Annotated in this window: 13 protein-coding genes; all 13 read left to right on the top strand. The window is 69.0% G+C overall.

Annotation, left to right across the window (positions count from 1 at the left end; all coding sequences use genetic code 11):
* Nucleotide 1: 1 nt before the first annotated feature.
* Nucleotides 2-505, top strand: a complete 504-nt coding sequence (locus ACGFIF_RS23730) for a MarR family winged helix-turn-helix transcriptional regulator (protein WP_393157320.1) — start codon at nucleotides 2-4, stop codon at nucleotides 503-505.
* Between the two features lie 156 nt (nucleotides 506-661).
* A complete protein-coding gene (locus ACGFIF_RS23725) occupies nucleotides 662-2,248 on the top strand; it encodes an ABC transporter substrate-binding protein (RefSeq protein WP_393157319.1) in 1,587 nt (528 codons plus the stop codon).
* On the top strand, nucleotides 2,245-3,621 hold the full coding sequence (locus ACGFIF_RS23720) for a M14 family zinc carboxypeptidase (protein ID WP_393157318.1): 1,377 nt from the start codon (nucleotides 2,245-2,247) through the stop codon (nucleotides 3,619-3,621). Before ACGFIF_RS23725 ends, ACGFIF_RS23720 begins: the two co-directional genes overlap by 4 nt.
* Entirely contained in the window at nucleotides 3,621-4,547 is a 927-nt protein-coding gene (locus ACGFIF_RS23715) for an ABC transporter permease (protein ID WP_393157317.1), read from the top strand. The genes ACGFIF_RS23720 and ACGFIF_RS23715 overlap by 1 nt, the downstream gene beginning before the upstream one ends.
* Nucleotides 4,540-5,421 carry an ABC transporter permease gene (locus ACGFIF_RS23710; RefSeq protein ID WP_393157316.1) on the top strand — a complete coding sequence of 294 codons (882 nt, stop codon included), beginning with the start codon at nucleotides 4,540-4,542 and terminating at the stop codon, nucleotides 5,419-5,421. Before ACGFIF_RS23715 ends, ACGFIF_RS23710 begins: the two co-directional genes overlap by 8 nt.
* Complete coding sequence (locus tag ACGFIF_RS23705) at nucleotides 5,421-6,881, top strand: serine hydrolase domain-containing protein (RefSeq protein ID WP_393157315.1); 1,461 nt, start codon at nucleotides 5,421-5,423, stop codon at nucleotides 6,879-6,881. Before ACGFIF_RS23710 ends, ACGFIF_RS23705 begins: the two co-directional genes overlap by 1 nt.
* Complete coding sequence (locus tag ACGFIF_RS23700; RefSeq protein ID WP_393157314.1) at nucleotides 6,881-7,384, top strand: GbsR/MarR family transcriptional regulator; 504 nt, start codon at nucleotides 6,881-6,883, stop codon at nucleotides 7,382-7,384. The genes ACGFIF_RS23705 and ACGFIF_RS23700 overlap by 1 nt, the downstream gene beginning before the upstream one ends.
* Nucleotides 7,381-9,009 (top strand): dipeptide ABC transporter ATP-binding protein, encoded by a 1,629-nt coding sequence (locus tag ACGFIF_RS23695; RefSeq protein ID WP_393157313.1) that lies wholly within the window; start codon nucleotides 7,381-7,383, stop codon nucleotides 9,007-9,009. Before ACGFIF_RS23700 ends, ACGFIF_RS23695 begins: the two co-directional genes overlap by 4 nt.
* Nucleotides 9,010-9,076: 67 nt before the next feature.
* Nucleotides 9,077-10,750: a methylmalonyl-CoA mutase gene (locus ACGFIF_RS23690; RefSeq protein WP_393157312.1), complete on the top strand. Its 1,674-nt coding sequence runs from the start codon at nucleotides 9,077-9,079 to the stop codon at nucleotides 10,748-10,750.
* Between the two features lie 67 nt (nucleotides 10,751-10,817).
* Nucleotides 10,818-12,461: an NAD-binding protein gene (locus tag ACGFIF_RS23685; protein WP_393157311.1), complete on the top strand. Its 1,644-nt coding sequence runs from the start codon at nucleotides 10,818-10,820 to the stop codon at nucleotides 12,459-12,461.
* A 52-nt stretch (nucleotides 12,462-12,513) separates the two neighbouring features.
* Complete coding sequence (locus ACGFIF_RS23680; protein ID WP_393157310.1) at nucleotides 12,514-13,473, top strand: co-chaperone YbbN; 960 nt, start codon at nucleotides 12,514-12,516, stop codon at nucleotides 13,471-13,473.
* Nucleotides 13,474-13,590: 117 nt separating this feature from the next.
* Nucleotides 13,591-14,475, top strand: coding sequence for a MurR/RpiR family transcriptional regulator (locus ACGFIF_RS23675; RefSeq protein ID WP_393157308.1), 885 nt, complete (start codon nucleotides 13,591-13,593; stop codon nucleotides 14,473-14,475).
* Between the two features lie 32 nt (nucleotides 14,476-14,507).
* The gene (locus ACGFIF_RS23670) at nucleotides 14,508-15,935 is read left to right on the top strand and encodes a hypothetical protein (RefSeq protein ID WP_393157307.1); all 1,428 of its coding nucleotides are present in this window, start codon (nucleotides 14,508-14,510) and stop codon (nucleotides 15,933-15,935) included.
* Nucleotides 15,936-15,937 lie beyond the last annotated feature (2 nt).

Below are 15,937 nucleotides of genomic sequence, written 5' to 3'. Positions count from 1 at the left end.
CATGGCGAGGAAGAGGGCGTTGCCGTTCGATCCTATCGACGAGGCTTCGCGGCAGTGGGGGCGACGGTGGGGGGCGGTCGAGCAGATGCGGGCCGTCACGTCGCTGATGCGGGCCCAGCAGATCGTCATCGGTGAGCTCGACGACATCCTGCGCAAGCACGGGCTGACGTTCGCGCGGTTCGAGGCGCTGGTGCTGCTGACGTTCTCGCGGCGCGGGTCGTTGCCACTGGGCAAGATGGGCGAGCGGCTGCAGGTGCACCCGACCTCGGTGACGTCGATCGTACGGCGCCTGGAAGCGGCCGGCCTGGTCACGCGGACCCCGCACCCGGACGACGGCCGGGCCGTCCTGTGCGAGATCACCCCCGAGGGCCGCGACCTGGTCGAACGCGCCACGGCCGACCTGGTCGCCGCCGACTTCGCTCTGTCCGGCCTCACCGACGAACAGCTCAAGATGCTCTGGTCGGTCCTCGAACCCCTCCGCCACAGCGCCGGCGACTTCACCTGACCGCCGCGAAACCGGTCTGGGCCGGCTCCGCCTTGTGTTAAGAGTTCATTTCCTACTGAAACTTCCCAAGGTTCCCTATTGCCAGACACGCACCCCGGCCCCCAGGATCGGGAGGAGTCGGCCGGCGCCACGGCCGCGACGTAGCTGGAGGACCCCATGAAGCGTGCTGCTGCCGTTCTCCTCGCCGGCATCCTCACGGTGACCGGCTGTTCCGGAGGCGGCTCCGGCGGGTCGGCCGAGGGCGGGACCAAGTCGGTCTCGTACGCCGTCTCGGACCCGGTGACCCTGAACCCCGGCCGGCAGACCATCGCCTTCGCGCAGGTCAGGACGCTGTTCTCGAGCCTCACCTTCGTCAAGGCCGACGGCTCGCTGACCTATCTGAACGCCGAGTCGGTCACGTCGGCCGACGCCGTGCACTGGACCATCAAGCTCCGCCCCGGCTGGACGTTCCACAACGGCGAAAAAGTCACCGCCGAGAGCTACGTGAAGGCGTGGAGCACGGTCGCCTACGGCCCGAACGCCTGGGAGAACAGCGGTCAGCTGGTCAACATCGCCGGGTACGACGCCCTGAACCCGGCCAAGGGCAAGCCGGCCACCAGCCAGCTCTCCGGCCTGAAGGTCGTCGACGACCTGACCTTCACCGTCACGCTGAAGAGCCCCGACGGTCAGTTCCCGACCCAGCTGTCCCAGGCGCAGAGTGGGTTCTTCCCGCTGCCCGAGGCGGCGTACAAGGATCTGGACGGTTTCGCGAAGCAGCCGATCGGCAACGGCCCGTTCGAGATGGTCGGCAGCTACACCGAGAACGAGCCGATGACGGTCAAGGCGTTCGCGAACTACCAGGGCCCGAAGCCGACCGTCGACGAGATCGTGTTCAAGCCGTACACCGACATGACCACGGCCTACACCGACGTCCAGGCCGGCAACACCGACATCATCTTCGTCCCGGCGGCCCGGATGGCGCAGGTGAAGAAGGACTTCGGCGACCGCGCGTACGTCTTCGAGGGCCTCGGCATGAACTACCTCGGGCTGCCGCTGTGGGACAAGCGGTACCAAGACGTCCGGGTCCGGCAGGCGATCTCGATGGCGATCGACCGGCAGGCCGTCAGCAACGTGATCTACGGCGGCATCTGGACCCCCGCGACCGCGCTCACTCCACCCGGTGAGCCGGGGACGCCGGCCGGCCTCTGCGGCGAGCTGTGCACGTTCAACCCGGACAAGGCCAAGCAACTGCTGGCCGAGGCGGGCGGTTTCACCGGGAAGATGGAGATCCGCTATCCCGGCGGCTCCGGTCTGGACGACCTCTACAACGCCTACGCCAACCAGCTCCGGCAGAACCTCGGCATCAAGGACGTCACCGCGACGCCGACCACCGACTTCCCGGAGTTCCAGAAACTGCGCAACGAGAAGAACCTGAGCGGCCCGTACTTCTCCCGCTGGGGCGCCCTCTACGCCAGCCAGCAGAACACGCTGCGGTCCTTCTACACCAAGGCCGGCGGCTGTGTGAACTGCATCCCCTACTACACCCCGCAGGTCGAGCAGCTGCTGGCGAAGGCCGACGCGCAGGTCGACCAGAAGAAGGCGATCGAAGGGTACGTCGAGGTGCAGAAGGCGATCCTCAAGGACTTCCCGGCCCCGCCGATGTTCTTCGAGAAGTACACGTACGCCACCTCGGACCGGGTCGCCAAACTCGCCGAGGGCGCGGGCGCCCTGGAACTCGAGAACACGATCCTGGCCGACAGTTGACGAGCGCAACCAACGGCCCGCTCCAGTCGATCCTGGAGCGGGCCCACCGCGTCCCCGACACCGACCACTTCCCGGGGGTCGACGAGATCGCCGCGCGTCTCGACGACCTCGTGAGCAACCACCCGGACCTGATCGCCAAACGCAGGATCGGTACGTCGCGCCTCGGCGAGCCGATCACCATGTACTCGATCGGCACCGGCCCCGACCAGGCGCTCGTGTACGCCGGGGTGCACCCGAACGAGCCGATCGGCTTCTGGACCGCGATCCGCCTGGCCGAGGAGCTGTGCGCGGACGAAGAGCTCCGCAAGCAGACGAGGTGGAACATCATCGGCTGCATCGACCCGGACGGCGCCCGCCTCAACGAAGGCTGGTTCGCCGGCCCGTTCAACCGGGTGCACTGCCTCGAACACTTCTACCGGCCGGCTCCGGCCGAGCAGGTCGAATGGTCGTTCCCGTTCCAGTACAAGGACGCGTACTTCGACCAGGTGATGCCGGAGGCGTTCGCCCTGATGCGGGTGATGGACGAGCTGAAGCCGGCGATCGCGGTCTCGCTGCACAACACCGAGCTCGGCGGCGTCTACTACTACGTCACGAAGGAGCTCGAGGGCTTCGTCGACGAGCTGCACGCGATCACGGCGTCCTTCGGGCTTCCTCTCGACCTGGGTGAAGCCGAGTCCCCGGTTGCCCGGCCGCTCGGGCCGGCGGTCTACGAGATGATCTCGGCCGCGGCGACGTACGACTACACCGAGAGTCTGGGGATGACGCCGTACTCGGGCTCGGGCGCCTCGTCGGCCGAGTACGCGCAGCGGCACGGGACGGTGAGCCTGATCGCCGAGTTGCCGTACTGGACGCATCCGGCGATCGACGACCAGACCCCGACGGACGTGCCCTACCGCGAGGTGCTGGCGGCGAAGGCGGATGCGCTCGGCAAGGATCTGGACGCACTGGTGGAGATCTTCGAGGCCGGTCGCCCGTACCTGTCCGGCGACTCGCAGCTGGTCCGGGCGACCGCGGCCTTCCTGCCCTACCTGGTGAAGCGGCCGGAGCGCGACCGGCGCCGGGCCGAGCAGGAGGACCCGGCCCGGATGGCGACGGTGGCGGAGGCGTTCGGGCTGACGGACATCCAGCGATCCTTCCGGCTCCGGTTCGGCGGCATGCTGTTGCGCGCGATCGAGGGCGAGATCGCCCGCGGCAGTGCGGCCGCCCCGCTGCACCCGCTCGGGCGGCGGATGCGGGAGCTCTACCGGGAATGGCAGGACGAGGCAGCATCGCTCGACCAGGAGTTGCGGACCGTGCCGATCAAGCACCTGGTCGGAGTGCAGTACGCCGCCACGCTCGCGCTGCTGTACGCCGCACGACGGGAGGCGAACTGATGCTCCGATTCACGATCAGACGACTGATCGAACTCGTCCTCGTCTTCTTCGGCGTCACGTTCGCCATCTATGCGGCCGTGTTCGCGTTGCCTGGTGACCCGATCTCCAGCCTCGGCGGTGACCAGCCGTTGTCGCCGGCGGTGGTGGAGCGGATCCGCGAGCTCTATCACCTGAACGATCCACTCTGGTCGCAGTACCTGCGCTATCTCGGCCACCTGGTGACCGGGGACCTCGGCGTCGACTTCCGCGGCCGCTCGGTGGCCGGACGGCTGGCGGACCGGTGGCCGGTGACGATCCGGCTGGCGCTGACCGCGTGGGTGATCCAGGTCGTGATCGGGGTCGGGCTCGGCCTGATCGCCGGGCTGCGGAAGAACACCTGGATCGACCGTGGCGTGCTGATCCTGACCATCCTGATCGCGTCGGTGCCGATCTTCGTGATGGCGGTGACCGCGCAGCTGGTGTTCGGCGTGAAGCTCTCGCTGGTCCCGATCGCCGGGGTGAACGACGGCTGGCCGGTGTCGTACTTGCTGCCGGCAACGGTGCTGGCGATCTACGGACTGGCCGCGGTCGCCCGGCTGACCCGGGGGAGCGTGATCGACACGATGAGCTCGGACTTCGTCCGGGCGCTGTGGGCGAAGGGTCTGATCCGGCGCCGGGTGATCGGCGTCCACGTGCTGCGGAACTCGTCGATCCCGGTGCTGACCTACCTGGCGATCGATCTCGGCGCGCTGCTCGGCGGTGCCGTGGTGACCGAGGGGATCTTCAACCTGCCCGGCGTCGGTCAGTTGCTGTTCGAGTCGATCCGGGTGCACGAGGGTCCGACCGTGGTCGGGATCGCGACCGCGCTGATCCTGATCTTCCTGCTGACCAGCGTGGTCGTCGACCTGCTCAACTCGCTGCTCGACCCGAGGATCCGCCATGACTGACCAGGTGCTGGCCCAGGCCGTCGAAGAGGACCCGCTCGCCGGACGCGGTGTCTGGGCGACGGTCCGCCGCCGCGTGCTGTTCTGGCTGCCGTTGGGTGTGCTCGTCGTACTGGTCCTGATGGCTGTCTTTCCGCAGTTGTTCGGCACCGCCCACCCGCGTGCCTGCGACATCTCCGCCAGCGCCCGTCCGTCGTCGCCGGGGCATCCGTTCGGCCAGGATCTCCAGGGCTGCGACGTCTACGCGAACGTCGTACACGGCGCTCGCGCGTCGTTGTCGGTCGGCCTGTTCTGCACGCTGATCGCACTCGTCATCGCCGTACTGGTCGGCACCATCGCCGGGTACGTCGGCGGTTGGACGGACTCGGTGCTGGCGCGGCTCACCGACGTGTTCCTCGGCTTCCCGTTCCTGCTCGGTGCGATCGTCGCGCTGAACAGCCTGGGCGACCGGTCGGTGCTGTCGATCTCGCTGGTACTCGCGTTGTTCTCCTGGCCGACGCTGGCCCGGATGGTCCGTACGACGGTCCGCGCGACCCGCGACGCCGAGTACGTCCAGGCCGCGAAGGCGATGGGCTTTCCGGTCACCCGGATCCTCACCCACTACGTGCTGCCGAACTCCATCGGCCCGGTGCTCGCGGTCGCTACGCTCACCGTCGGCGGCGTCATCGTCGCGGAGTCGACGCTGACCTTCCTCGGCCTCGGCCTGCGCGCGCCGTCGATCTCGTGGGGCCTGCAACTCGCCACCGCGCAGTCCAGGTTCCAGCAGGCACCGCACACTTTGATCTATCCGGGCATCTTCCTCGCCGCGACCGTACTGAGCCTGATCACCCTCGGCGACGTACTCCGCGACGCGGTGAACCCGAAGGGACGCTCCTGATGACCACCCACAACAGAACGGACGCCGCCTTGTCCTCTTATCACCCGACGATTGCCCGGGAAGCAGTTCCCGCCATCGAAAGCTGGCTCGAGTACCAACGCCGCTACCTCCGTACGCCCGGAGTCCAGGCAGCGATCCGGATCGGTGACGAGCTCGTCCTGTCGACCGCACTCGGCTTCAGCGACGAGGTCGCCGGGACGCCGCTGCGCACGGACCACCTGTTCCGGATCGCGTCGCACTCGAAGACGTTCACCGCGACCTCGATCCTGCAACTCGTCGAGCAGGGCAAGGTCCGGCTGGACGACCCGATCGACGCCTACGTCGCCGAACTCGCCGGCAGCGCACTCGGCCCGGTCACCGTGCGGGAACTGCTCGGCCACCAGGGCGGCGTGATCCGCGACGGCGTGGACAAGGACTACTGGCAGCTGATGGACCCGTTCCCGGACCGGTCCGCGCTGATCGATCTGTGCCTGTCCGATGGCCGCGTTTTCGAGCCCAACGAGTACTTCAAGTACACCAACATCGGCTACTCCCTGCTCGGCCTGGTGATCGAGTCGGCCAGCGGCCTGTCGTACGGCGACTACGTCGAAGCCAACATCACCAGCCGCCTCGGTCTGACCCGCACCGGCGCCGAGTGGGATCCGTGGCGGGCCGGTGAGTACGCCGCCGGACACACGGGTCTGCTCGACGGCAGCGACGTACGCGAGACGATCCCGCACGTCGACACCCGCGCGATGGCAGCGGCCACCGGCTTCTACTCCACCGCCGAGGACCTGACGTCGTACGGCGCCGCGCACTTCTTCGGAGCCGATCAGCTGCTGTCGGACGCGAGCAAGCGACTGCTGCAGCGGGACGAGAGCCTGGTCAATGCCCACGGCAACGAGATCGGCCGGTACGGGCTCGGGATGGACATCGTCAAGGTCGGCGACCGGCGGCTGGTCGGTCACAGCGGCGGGTACCCGGGGCACATCACCCGCACGTTCATCGACCCGGTCGATCAGATCGTCGTCTCGGTGCTCACCAACTGCATCGGCGGTCCGGCGGGCACGCTCGCGACCGGCGTGGTCAAGCTGCTCAACCTCGCCGCGAAGGCGCCGGCCGGGTCGCAGGTGCCGTCCGACATCGATCCGCGCCGGTTCTGCGGGAACTTCGCGAACCTGATGGGCGTGATCAGCGTCGCGCTGCTCGGCGGCCGCCTGGTCGCGTTCTTCCCGGCCGCGCCGGACCCGGTCGAGAGCTACGAGGAGCTCCAGGTCGTCGACGAGAACACGCTGGCCGTGGTCCCTGCCGCCGGTTTCGGTTCGATCGGCGAGAAGGTGGACTACAGCTGGGACGCGGACGGGCAGCCGTCGGTCGTCCGGTACGGCGGCAGCTCGCGCTGGCCGGTCGAGGCGTTCCGGGCCCGGCGGTCGGCCCAGATCGCGGATGCCAAGGTGCACGAGTTGGCGAGGAGGTCGTGATGGTCGACGACGATGCGTGGGAGGAGGACTCGCGTCGCGCGGACTTCGTCGAACAGTTCGCCCTGCTCAGGGAGCTCGCGGGCTCACCGCGGATGGAGGGGCGCGTCCTCGGCTACCTGATGGTGAGCAACAAGCCCTACGTCTCGTCGGCCGAGCTGGCCCGGGCGTTGTCGGCGAGTGCCGGCTCGATCTCGAGTACGACGCGCCGGCTGATCGACCTCGGGTTCGTCGCGCGGCACGCCGTACCGGGGGATCGCAGTCACTACTTCAAGGTCGACGACGACATCTGGGGCAGCTTCCTGGCCGGCGAGCGCCGGTCGCTGGGCAAACAACGGCAGCTCTTCGCGGACATGCTCGAGGAGCTGCCCGACGACATGCCCGGTCCACGCAGACGGCTGCGGAACGCGCGCAACTACTTCGAGTGGCTGACGTCGTACCACCGCAAGATGCTGGCCGACTGGCAGGAGTACCGCGACAAGCTGGACGCCGAGGAGGGTGAGTGAGCGACGTTCTGCGCTTCGAGGACCTGACCGTCGACTTCCAGGTCGGCGGTACGACGCATCGCGCCGTCGACAAGGTGAGCTTCGCCGTCCGGCCGGGCGAGGTGCTCGCGGTGGTGGGGGAGTCGGGGTCGGGGAAGAGCGTCACGTCGCTGGCCGCGCTCGGGCTGCTGCCGTCGAACGCGACCGTCGGCGGGCGGATCACCTTCGGCGGCGACGACGTACTGTCGATGTCGCGGGCCGAGCTGACCGCGTTGCGCGGGCGGCGGATCGCGATGATCTTCCAGGACCCGGTCGGCGCGCTCGACCCGGTGTTCACGATCGGGTCGCAGCTGATCGAGATGATCCGGGCACACCAGCCGTCGCTGTCCCGGGCGGAGGCACGGACGCGGGCCGTCGAGCTGTTGACGCTGGTCGAGATCCCCGAGTCGCGGCTGAAGTACTACCCGCATCAGCTGTCCGGCGGGCAGTGCCAGCGGGTGATGATCGCGATCGCGGTCGCCTGCGATCCGGAGCTGCTGATCGCGGACGAGCCGACGACGGCACTCGACGTCACCGTGCAGCAGGAGGTGCTCGACGTACTGCTCGCGATGAGGTCGAAGATCTCCGGCGCGATCATGATCATCACCCACGACATGGGGGTGGTCGCGGATGTGGCCGACCGGGTCGTTGTCATGCGCAAGGGATCGGTGGTCGAGACCGCGGACGTGCATGCGCTGTTCGACCGGCCGACGCAGCCGTACACGAAGGCCTTGCTGGATGCGGTCCCGCGGGGTGGCGAGCGGGAGGATGCCAAGCCGGTCGAGGTCGTCCGCGACGAGCCGGCGCTGGTGATCGAGGATCTCGTCGTCGAGTACCGCGGTCGCCGGGGTCGTTCGGTCCGGGCGGTCGACCACGTGGATCTCGTGCTCACGCCCGGCGAGATCACCGGTCTGGTGGGGGAGTCGGGCTCGGGGAAGTCGACGATCGGCAAGTCGGTGCTGGGGCTCGCTCCGATCACCTCAGGTGAGGTCCGGGTCGCCGGGCAGGCGCTGACCACCGCGCCGTCCTCGGTACTGCGGCAGACTCGGTCGCGGATCGGGGTCGTGTTCCAGAACCCGGCCGGCTCGCTGAACCCGCGGGCCACGATCGCGCAGTCGATCGGTGAGCCGCTGGCCGTGCACTGCGGCGTACGCGGCGCCGAGCTGCGGGGCCGGGTCGAGGACTTGCTGGACAGCGTCGAGCTGCCGCGGGCGTGGGCCAGTCGGTATCCGCACGAGCTGTCCGGCGGTCAGCGCCAGCGGGTGTCGATCGCCCGGGCGATCTCGCTGGACCCGGCGTTGCTGATCGCCGACGAGCCCACCTCAGCCCTCGACGTGTCCGTCCAGGCCACCGTCCTGGAGCTGTTCCGGTCTATTCAGGAACGCCTTCACTTCGCCTGCCTCTTCATCAGCCACGACCTGGCCGTCGTGGATCAGGTCTGCGACCGCGCCGCCGTCATGAGCCGCGGCAAACTGGTCGAACAAGGCGACCGTGAGTCGGTTCTCCGCAATCCTCAGGACCCCTACACCACCCGTCTGCTCGAGGCCGCGCCCGTCCCCGACCCGCGCGAACAGTCCCGGCGGAGAGGGCTGCGGCTGGCGGGTTAGCGTTCACCAGTTGGAAATAGTTGGACGTCCTAGTATTTTGGGACCAGTTCCCGAGGAGGTCTGACTGATGGATGCCGAGCAGATTGCGGCCGGCCGGAGCCGGTGGCAGCAGCGGTACGACGCGGCACGGCGGCGGGAGGCGGATTTCACCACGCTGTCCGGCACCGAGGTCGAGCCGGTCTACGGACCCCCCGAGGGTGTCGACGACCCGCGGATGGACCGGATCGGCTGGCCCGGTGAGTTCCCGTTCACCCGGGGTCTGTACCCGACCGGCTACCGGGGCCGCACCTGGACGATCCGGCAGTTCGCCGGCTTCGGGAACGCCGAGCAGACCAACGAGCGGTACAAGATGATCCTGAACGGCGGTGGCGGCGGCCTGTCGGTCGCGTTCGACATGCCGACGCTGATGGGCCGCGACTCCGACGACCCGAAGTCGCTCGGCGAGGTCGGGCACTGCGGTGTCGCGATCGACTCCGCCGCCGACATGGACCGGCTGTTCAAGGACATCCCGCTGCAGGACGTCACGACCTCGATGACCATCTCGGGTCCCGCCGTACCGGTGTTCGTGTTGTACCTGGTCGCGGCCGAGCGCCAGGGCGCCGACATCACCAAGCTGAACGGGACGCTGCAGACCGACATCTTCAAGGAGTACATCGCGCAGAAGGAGTGGCTGTTCCCGCCCGAACCGCACCTGCGCCTGATCGGCGACCTGATGGAGTACTGCGCCTCGACCATCCCGGCGTACAAGCCGCTCAGCGTCTCCGGCTACCACATCCGCGAGGCCGGCTCGACCGCCGCGCAGGAGCTGGCCTACACGCTCGCCGACGGATTCGGGTACGTCGAGCTGGGGCTCAGCCGGGGTCTCGACGTCGACGTGTTCGCGCCCGGCCTGTCGTTCTTCTTCGACAGCCACCTCGACTTTTTCGAGGAGATCGCGAAGTTCCGCGCGGCCCGCCGGATCTGGGCCCGCTGGCTGCGCGACGTGTACGGCGCTCGCACCGAGAAGGCCCAGTCGCTGCGGTTCCACACCCAGACGGCCGGGGTGTCGCTGACCGCCCAGCAGCCGTACAACAACGTCGTACGGACGGCTGTCGAGGCGCTGGCCGCCATCCTCGGCGGGACGAACTCGCTGCACACCAACGCACTCGACGAGACCCTCGCGCTGCCGACCGAGGAGTCGGCCGAGATCGCGCTGCGGACCCAGTCGGTGCTGATGGAAGAGATCGGGGTCACCAACGTCGCCGACCCGCTCGGCGGATCCTGGTTCGTCGAGGCGCTCACCGACGACCTCGAGGCGCAGGCCGAGGAGATCTTTGCCCGGATCAAGGAGATGAGCCCGGACGGCACGATGACCGGCGGAATCCTGCGCGGGATCGAGGACGGCTGGTTCATGGGCGAGATCGCCGACGCCGCGTTCGAGTACCAGCAGAAGCTGGAGAAGGGCGAGAAGAAGATCGTCGGGGTGAACACCCTGACCGACACGGTCTCCGGTGAGCTGTCCATCCTCCGGGTCAGCCACGAGGTCGAGATCGAGCAGTGCAGGGTGCTCGCGGAGCGCAAGACGCACCGCGACGAGGACCGGGTACGGCGTACGCTGTCGGCTCTGGTCGAGGCGGCCAGAGGGACCGGCAACCTCATCGAACCCATGCTGGAGGCGGCGCGTGCGGAGGCCACGATGGGGGAAATCTGTCACGTTCTTCGGGAACAGTGGGGCGAGTACCGAGAGCCCGCCCGCTTCTGAGGACACCCCGGCAGAGCCTCAGCCGGCCACGGCGGCCGCCGCGGTCGGTCCGCTCGACGGTCACAGCGTGGTCGTCTGTGGTTCGGACCGCACGATGCTGCGGGTCGTCACCGAACTGGTCGGCTCCGGCGAGCGGGTCACCGCGATCGTCAACCCCGCATCCCGGCACTACGAACGGATCGGCGAGCTCGGCGCGCAGGTGATGGGCGTCCGCGTCGTCAGCGAGGCATTGCTGCGGCGCGCGGGGATCGATGCCGAGGACGGGCAGCCGTCGACCGCGCGTGCCCTGGTGCTGCTGGACAACGACGACGTCCACAACGTCCACACCGCGTTGACCGCGCGGGACATGGATCCGAATCTGCGCATCGTGGTGCAGATGGTCAACCCGCGGCTGGGCGAGCAGTTGCACCGGCTGCTCGGCGACTGTGTGGTGATCTCGGGCCCGTCGCTGGCCGCGCCGGCGTTCGTGTCGGACGCCCTCGAGGACGACGAGCTGACCTGGCTCGACATCGGCGGGCGCCGGCTGGTCGCCGGTCAGGCCGAGCTGATTCGTGAGCCGCATCTGGCCGTGCTCGCCGACACCACGTCGTCGGCGACGCCGGAACTGCTGCCGATCGTGAGCTCCGACCCGACCGGCGACATCGTCCTCGGCACCGGCGTCCGCAGCGTCTGGCGGACCAAGGACGTACGACGGGCCGGCTGGCTGATGGCGATGCGCGACGTCTTCGATCGCCGGGTCCGGCGGATCGCCGCGGTGATGCTGTTCCTCGTCCTCAGCGGGACGGTGCTGACGCACTACATCGCGAACCCGAACATCGACTGGTTGCGTGCGCTCTACCTGGCCGCCGGCGCGGTGACGTCGGCCGGGATCGAGGACGATGCGTTCTCCGGCGCGGCGCCCTGGACGAAGGTGGCCGCGGTCGTCGTGCAGTTGACCGGCATCGTGCTGGTGGCGCTGCTGACCGCGGTGATCGTCGACTCGCTGATCGGGGCCCGCCTGTCGCGGGTGATCGGCGGCGTCCGCGGCCGGCCGCGGAACCATGTCGTCGTCTGCGGTCTCGGTACGGTCGGCGCCCGGGTCCTGGAGATCCTGGCCGAGCGTGGTGTCGCGGTGGTCGGGGTCGAGCACGACGAGGACGCGCCCGGCGTACAGACCGCGCACCGGTTGCGGATCCCGGTGGTGATCGGTGACAGCAGCAACGAGGAGACGCTGCGGTCGGCCGGCGTCCAGCGCTGTCAGTCGGTGCTGGCGCTCACCGACGGCGACATCACCAATCTGGAGTCCGCGATGGTGGTCCGCGATCTGAATCCGGAGGCGCGGATCACGATGCGAATGTTCGACCACGACCTGGCCCAACGGGTCGAGCGACGCCTCGGACTCGGGCACAGCCGGTCGGTGTCGATGCTGGTCGCGCCGGCGATCGCGGCGGCGGTGGCGAACCGGCGCAGTCAGGTGACCGTGCCAGCCGGTCGCCGGGTTCTGCTGCTGACCGAGGTGACCGTGGAGCCGGGGTCGATCGCGACCGGTCTGCGGCTGGGCGAGCTGGGTGAGGCGGGCGGTCTGCTGATCCTCGCGCGGCGGAACGGGACCACCTGGGACTGGTCGCCGGCCTCCGGCAAAGTGCTCCAGCCGGGCGACCGGATCGCCGTCGCCGGCACCCGCAGCGGCCTCGCCCGACTGCTCCTGGCCACCCGGGCGCACCATAGTTGAGGCCCGTCGGGGAGGATGGACCCGTGAACGTGAACGGAATGCGAGGGCAGTCGTGAGTCAGTCGAACTTCTCCCGTCCCGGGGCGATCGATCTGTCGTCCCTGCGCAAGCCTGGCGCGGCGCCCGCCGGCCCTGGTGGCGCGCCGGCCGCGGGTGGTGCACCGGCCGGCGGCGGCGCCGCGGGGTCGTATGTGCTGAACGTGAGCGAGCCGACCTTCCAGGCCGATGTGATCGAGCGGTCGCTGCAGGTACCGGTGGTGGTCGAGTTCTGGTCGCCGCGGTCGCAGGCCTCGACCGCGCTCGGTCCGGTGCTGGTCCAGCTGTCCACCGAGTACGCCGGCAAGTTCCTGCTGGCCCGGATCGACATCGACGCGAATCCGCAGCTGGCCCAGGCGGTCGGCGTCCAGACGGTTCCGCTGGTGATCGCAGTACTGCGGGGTCAGGTGGTCCCGCTGTTCCAGGGCGCGGTGGGGGAGCCGGAGGCGCGGCAGTACTTCGACCAGCTGCTCACGGTCGCGGTCGCGAACGGCATCACCGGGCGGGCCGAGCCGGTCGGTCCGGCGGCCTCTGGGGATGCTTCGGCGGAGGAAGAGGAGCCGCCGCCGAACCCGCGCTACGAGAAGGCGGAGAACGCGGTCGGCGCCGGTGACCTGGACGGTGCGATCGCGGCGTACGAGGAGCTCCTGAAGGAGACCCCGAACGACGCGGAGGCGAAGTCCGGCCTGGCCCGGGTCCAGCTGGTCAAGCGGACCCAGGACGTGCCGGCCGACGTCCGGACCCGCGCGGCCGACAACCCCGCGGATGTCGAGGCGCAGAAACTGGTCGCCGACGTCGACCTGATGGGCGGCCACATCGAGGACGCCTTCAACCGGCTGATCAACACCGTCCAGGTGACCGCGGGCGACGAGCGCAACGCCGTCCGGCTGCATCTGCTGGAGCTGTTCGAGGTCGTCGGCGCCGACGACGAGCGCGTGATCAAGGCCCGGCGCCGGTTGATGGCCGCGCTGTTCTGATCTGGTCTGTCTGAGACCCCCTCGACCTGCGCGGTCGAGGGGGTCTTTGCGTGTGTCCGTTCTCGGCCTGGTGTGAACTCTTGCAATCTGACTCATCCTGGTTTGAGAATTATTCACATGAGCGCAGTCGCCGCGTCACCGCAGCCGAGTCTGGAAGCCCGGATCAACGGGTTGCTGCCCGCGCTCAGCCCGGCGCAGGCCCGGATCGCGACCGAGGTACTGCGGGATCCGGCCGGTGTCGCGGCGTCGACGATCGGCCAGTTGGCGGCCCGGTGCGGGACGTCCCTGCCGAGTGTCACCCGGTTCTGTCTCGCCCTCGGGCTGTCCGGGTACGCCGAGCTGCGGCTGTCACTCGCGGCCGAGAGCGGGCGGACCAGCAGCAGTTGGGAGCGGGGGACCGGTGCCGAGGTCGGGCCGGACGACTCGCTCGACGATGTACTGCGGACGCTGCTGCGCGCCGACACCCGGGCACTCGAGGACACGGTCGCGTCGATCGACGTGGGTGCCCTCGGCCGGGCGGTACGGGCGATCTCCGACGCGCGGCGGATCGACATGTACGCCGTGTCCGGGTCGGCGTCGGTCGCCGAGGACCTGCGGCTTCGGCTGCACCGGATCGATCGAGCGGCCAGCACCTGGAGCGATGTGCACAACGCGTTGACGAGTGCGGCGTTGCTCGGGCCGGGTGATGTTGCCGTCGGCATCTCGCACAGCGGCGAGACGGTCGAAGTGCTGGAGCCGTTGCAGCGCGCGGGCCGCGGCGGTGCGACGACAGTTGCCGTGACCAACTACCCGCGGTCGCCGCTGGCCTTGAGTGCGGACGTCGTACTGCTGACCGCTGCTCGTGATGTCACCTTCCGCACCGGCGGGATGTCCGCTCGCCACGTGCAGATGCTTGTCCTCGATGCGCTGTATCTCGGGGTCGCCCAACGCGACTACCCGCTGGCCGAGCAGGCCTTCGACGCCACTGCCGAGGCCGTTGCGTCCCATCGCAAGCGCTCGTGATCACTCCGTCCACCCGCCCGTGAAGGAGAACCATGCAGAGCCCTCATCGAACCCTTGGTCCCAGCCGTCGCACGCTGCTGCTCGGCGCCGGCGCCACCGCCCTCACCGCTGCTGCCTCGACCACCTCGGCCGCGGCTGCCTCGACCACCTCGGCCGCGGCCGCCTCGACCACGTCGGCCGCGGCCGCATCGATCTCGTCGGCCGCGGCCGCATCGATCTCGTCGGTGGCGATCCCGTCGCCGGACGACCTGCCGCTGACGGGTGGGCCGGAGTTCCCGATCGGGTTGTTCTGGCCGCCGCACCCGTACGCGAGTACGCCGGAGCGGTACGCCGAGATCAAGGCGGCCGGGTTCGACTTCGTCATCTCCGGCAACTACGCCGGTGACGGCAACATCTTCCAGTACCAGCTCGGCCTGGCCCGCACCGCCGGACTGCAGATGCTGATCTCGGACGACATCCAGATCCGTAACATGTCACGCTGGTTCTCCATCTCCGACAACCCGGCCGACTTCCTCAGCGTCACGCCGGACGAGGCCCGCGCCCTCTACATCCGCGCCCGCGATGCCTACGGCCCCTACTCGTCGCTGGCCGGCTTCAACCTGTACGACGAACCCGGCGCCGGCTGGTTCGGCACGCTGGCGAAGACCGTCGCGGTGTCTCGCGAGTTGGCTCCCGCGTTGCTGCCGTACATCAACCTCTTCCCGTCCGACGATCCGGCGTACTACCGGAGCTTCGTCGACGTCGTGAAGCCGTCGCTGATCTCGTTCGACCGGTACCCGCTGCTGTCCGAGGGCCGCGAGGACGGGAACTACTTCCACAACTGGGCGATCGTTCGCGACGCCGCGCTGCACGGCGACATCCCGTCCTGGGTGTTCATCCAGACTCTCTCGTACAACAACCACCGGGAGCCGACCGCGGCCGAGCTCCTGTGGCAGGTCAACATCAGCCTCGCGTACGGCGCGAAGGGCATTCAGTACTTCACCTACTGGACGCCGGAGGCCGCGCGCGGTGAAGGCTTCGGACCGGCGCTGATCACGGTCGACGGCCGGCGCACTCCCCGGTACGCCGCCGCCCGGGAGATCAACACCACGTGGCTTCATCAGGTCGGTCGCGAGCTCAAGCCGCTCGTGTCCGAGTCTGTTGTCCACGCCAACGAGACACCGCTGCCGAACAGCACTGTGGGGTTCACTCCGACAGAGTTGATCTCCGGCATTTTCGGTTCCCCTGTGGTGGTTGGCACCTTCCGCTCGCGCGACGGCTCGGCTGATCGGTGGGTGCTGGTCGCCAACCGGTCCCACTCCGCCGAAGCCCGGGCGACGCTGACGCCGCGGTTGTCCGGTGTCTCGGCGGTCGGTGTGTTCAACCCCCGCACGCAGACCTACCGGGCGCGCGGCACCGGTCCTGTCCCGATCATGCTGGCTCCGGGCGCCGCCCTGTTGCTCAAACTCGAAGCCCGCTGAGG

It is taken from the genome of Kribbella sp. NPDC049174 (assembly GCF_043197365.1).
Taxonomy (GTDB): domain Bacteria; phylum Actinomycetota; class Actinomycetes; order Propionibacteriales; family Kribbellaceae; genus Kribbella.
Note: the sequence above shows the minus strand (reverse complement) of the source record. Positions and strands in the feature narration are given on the sequence as shown.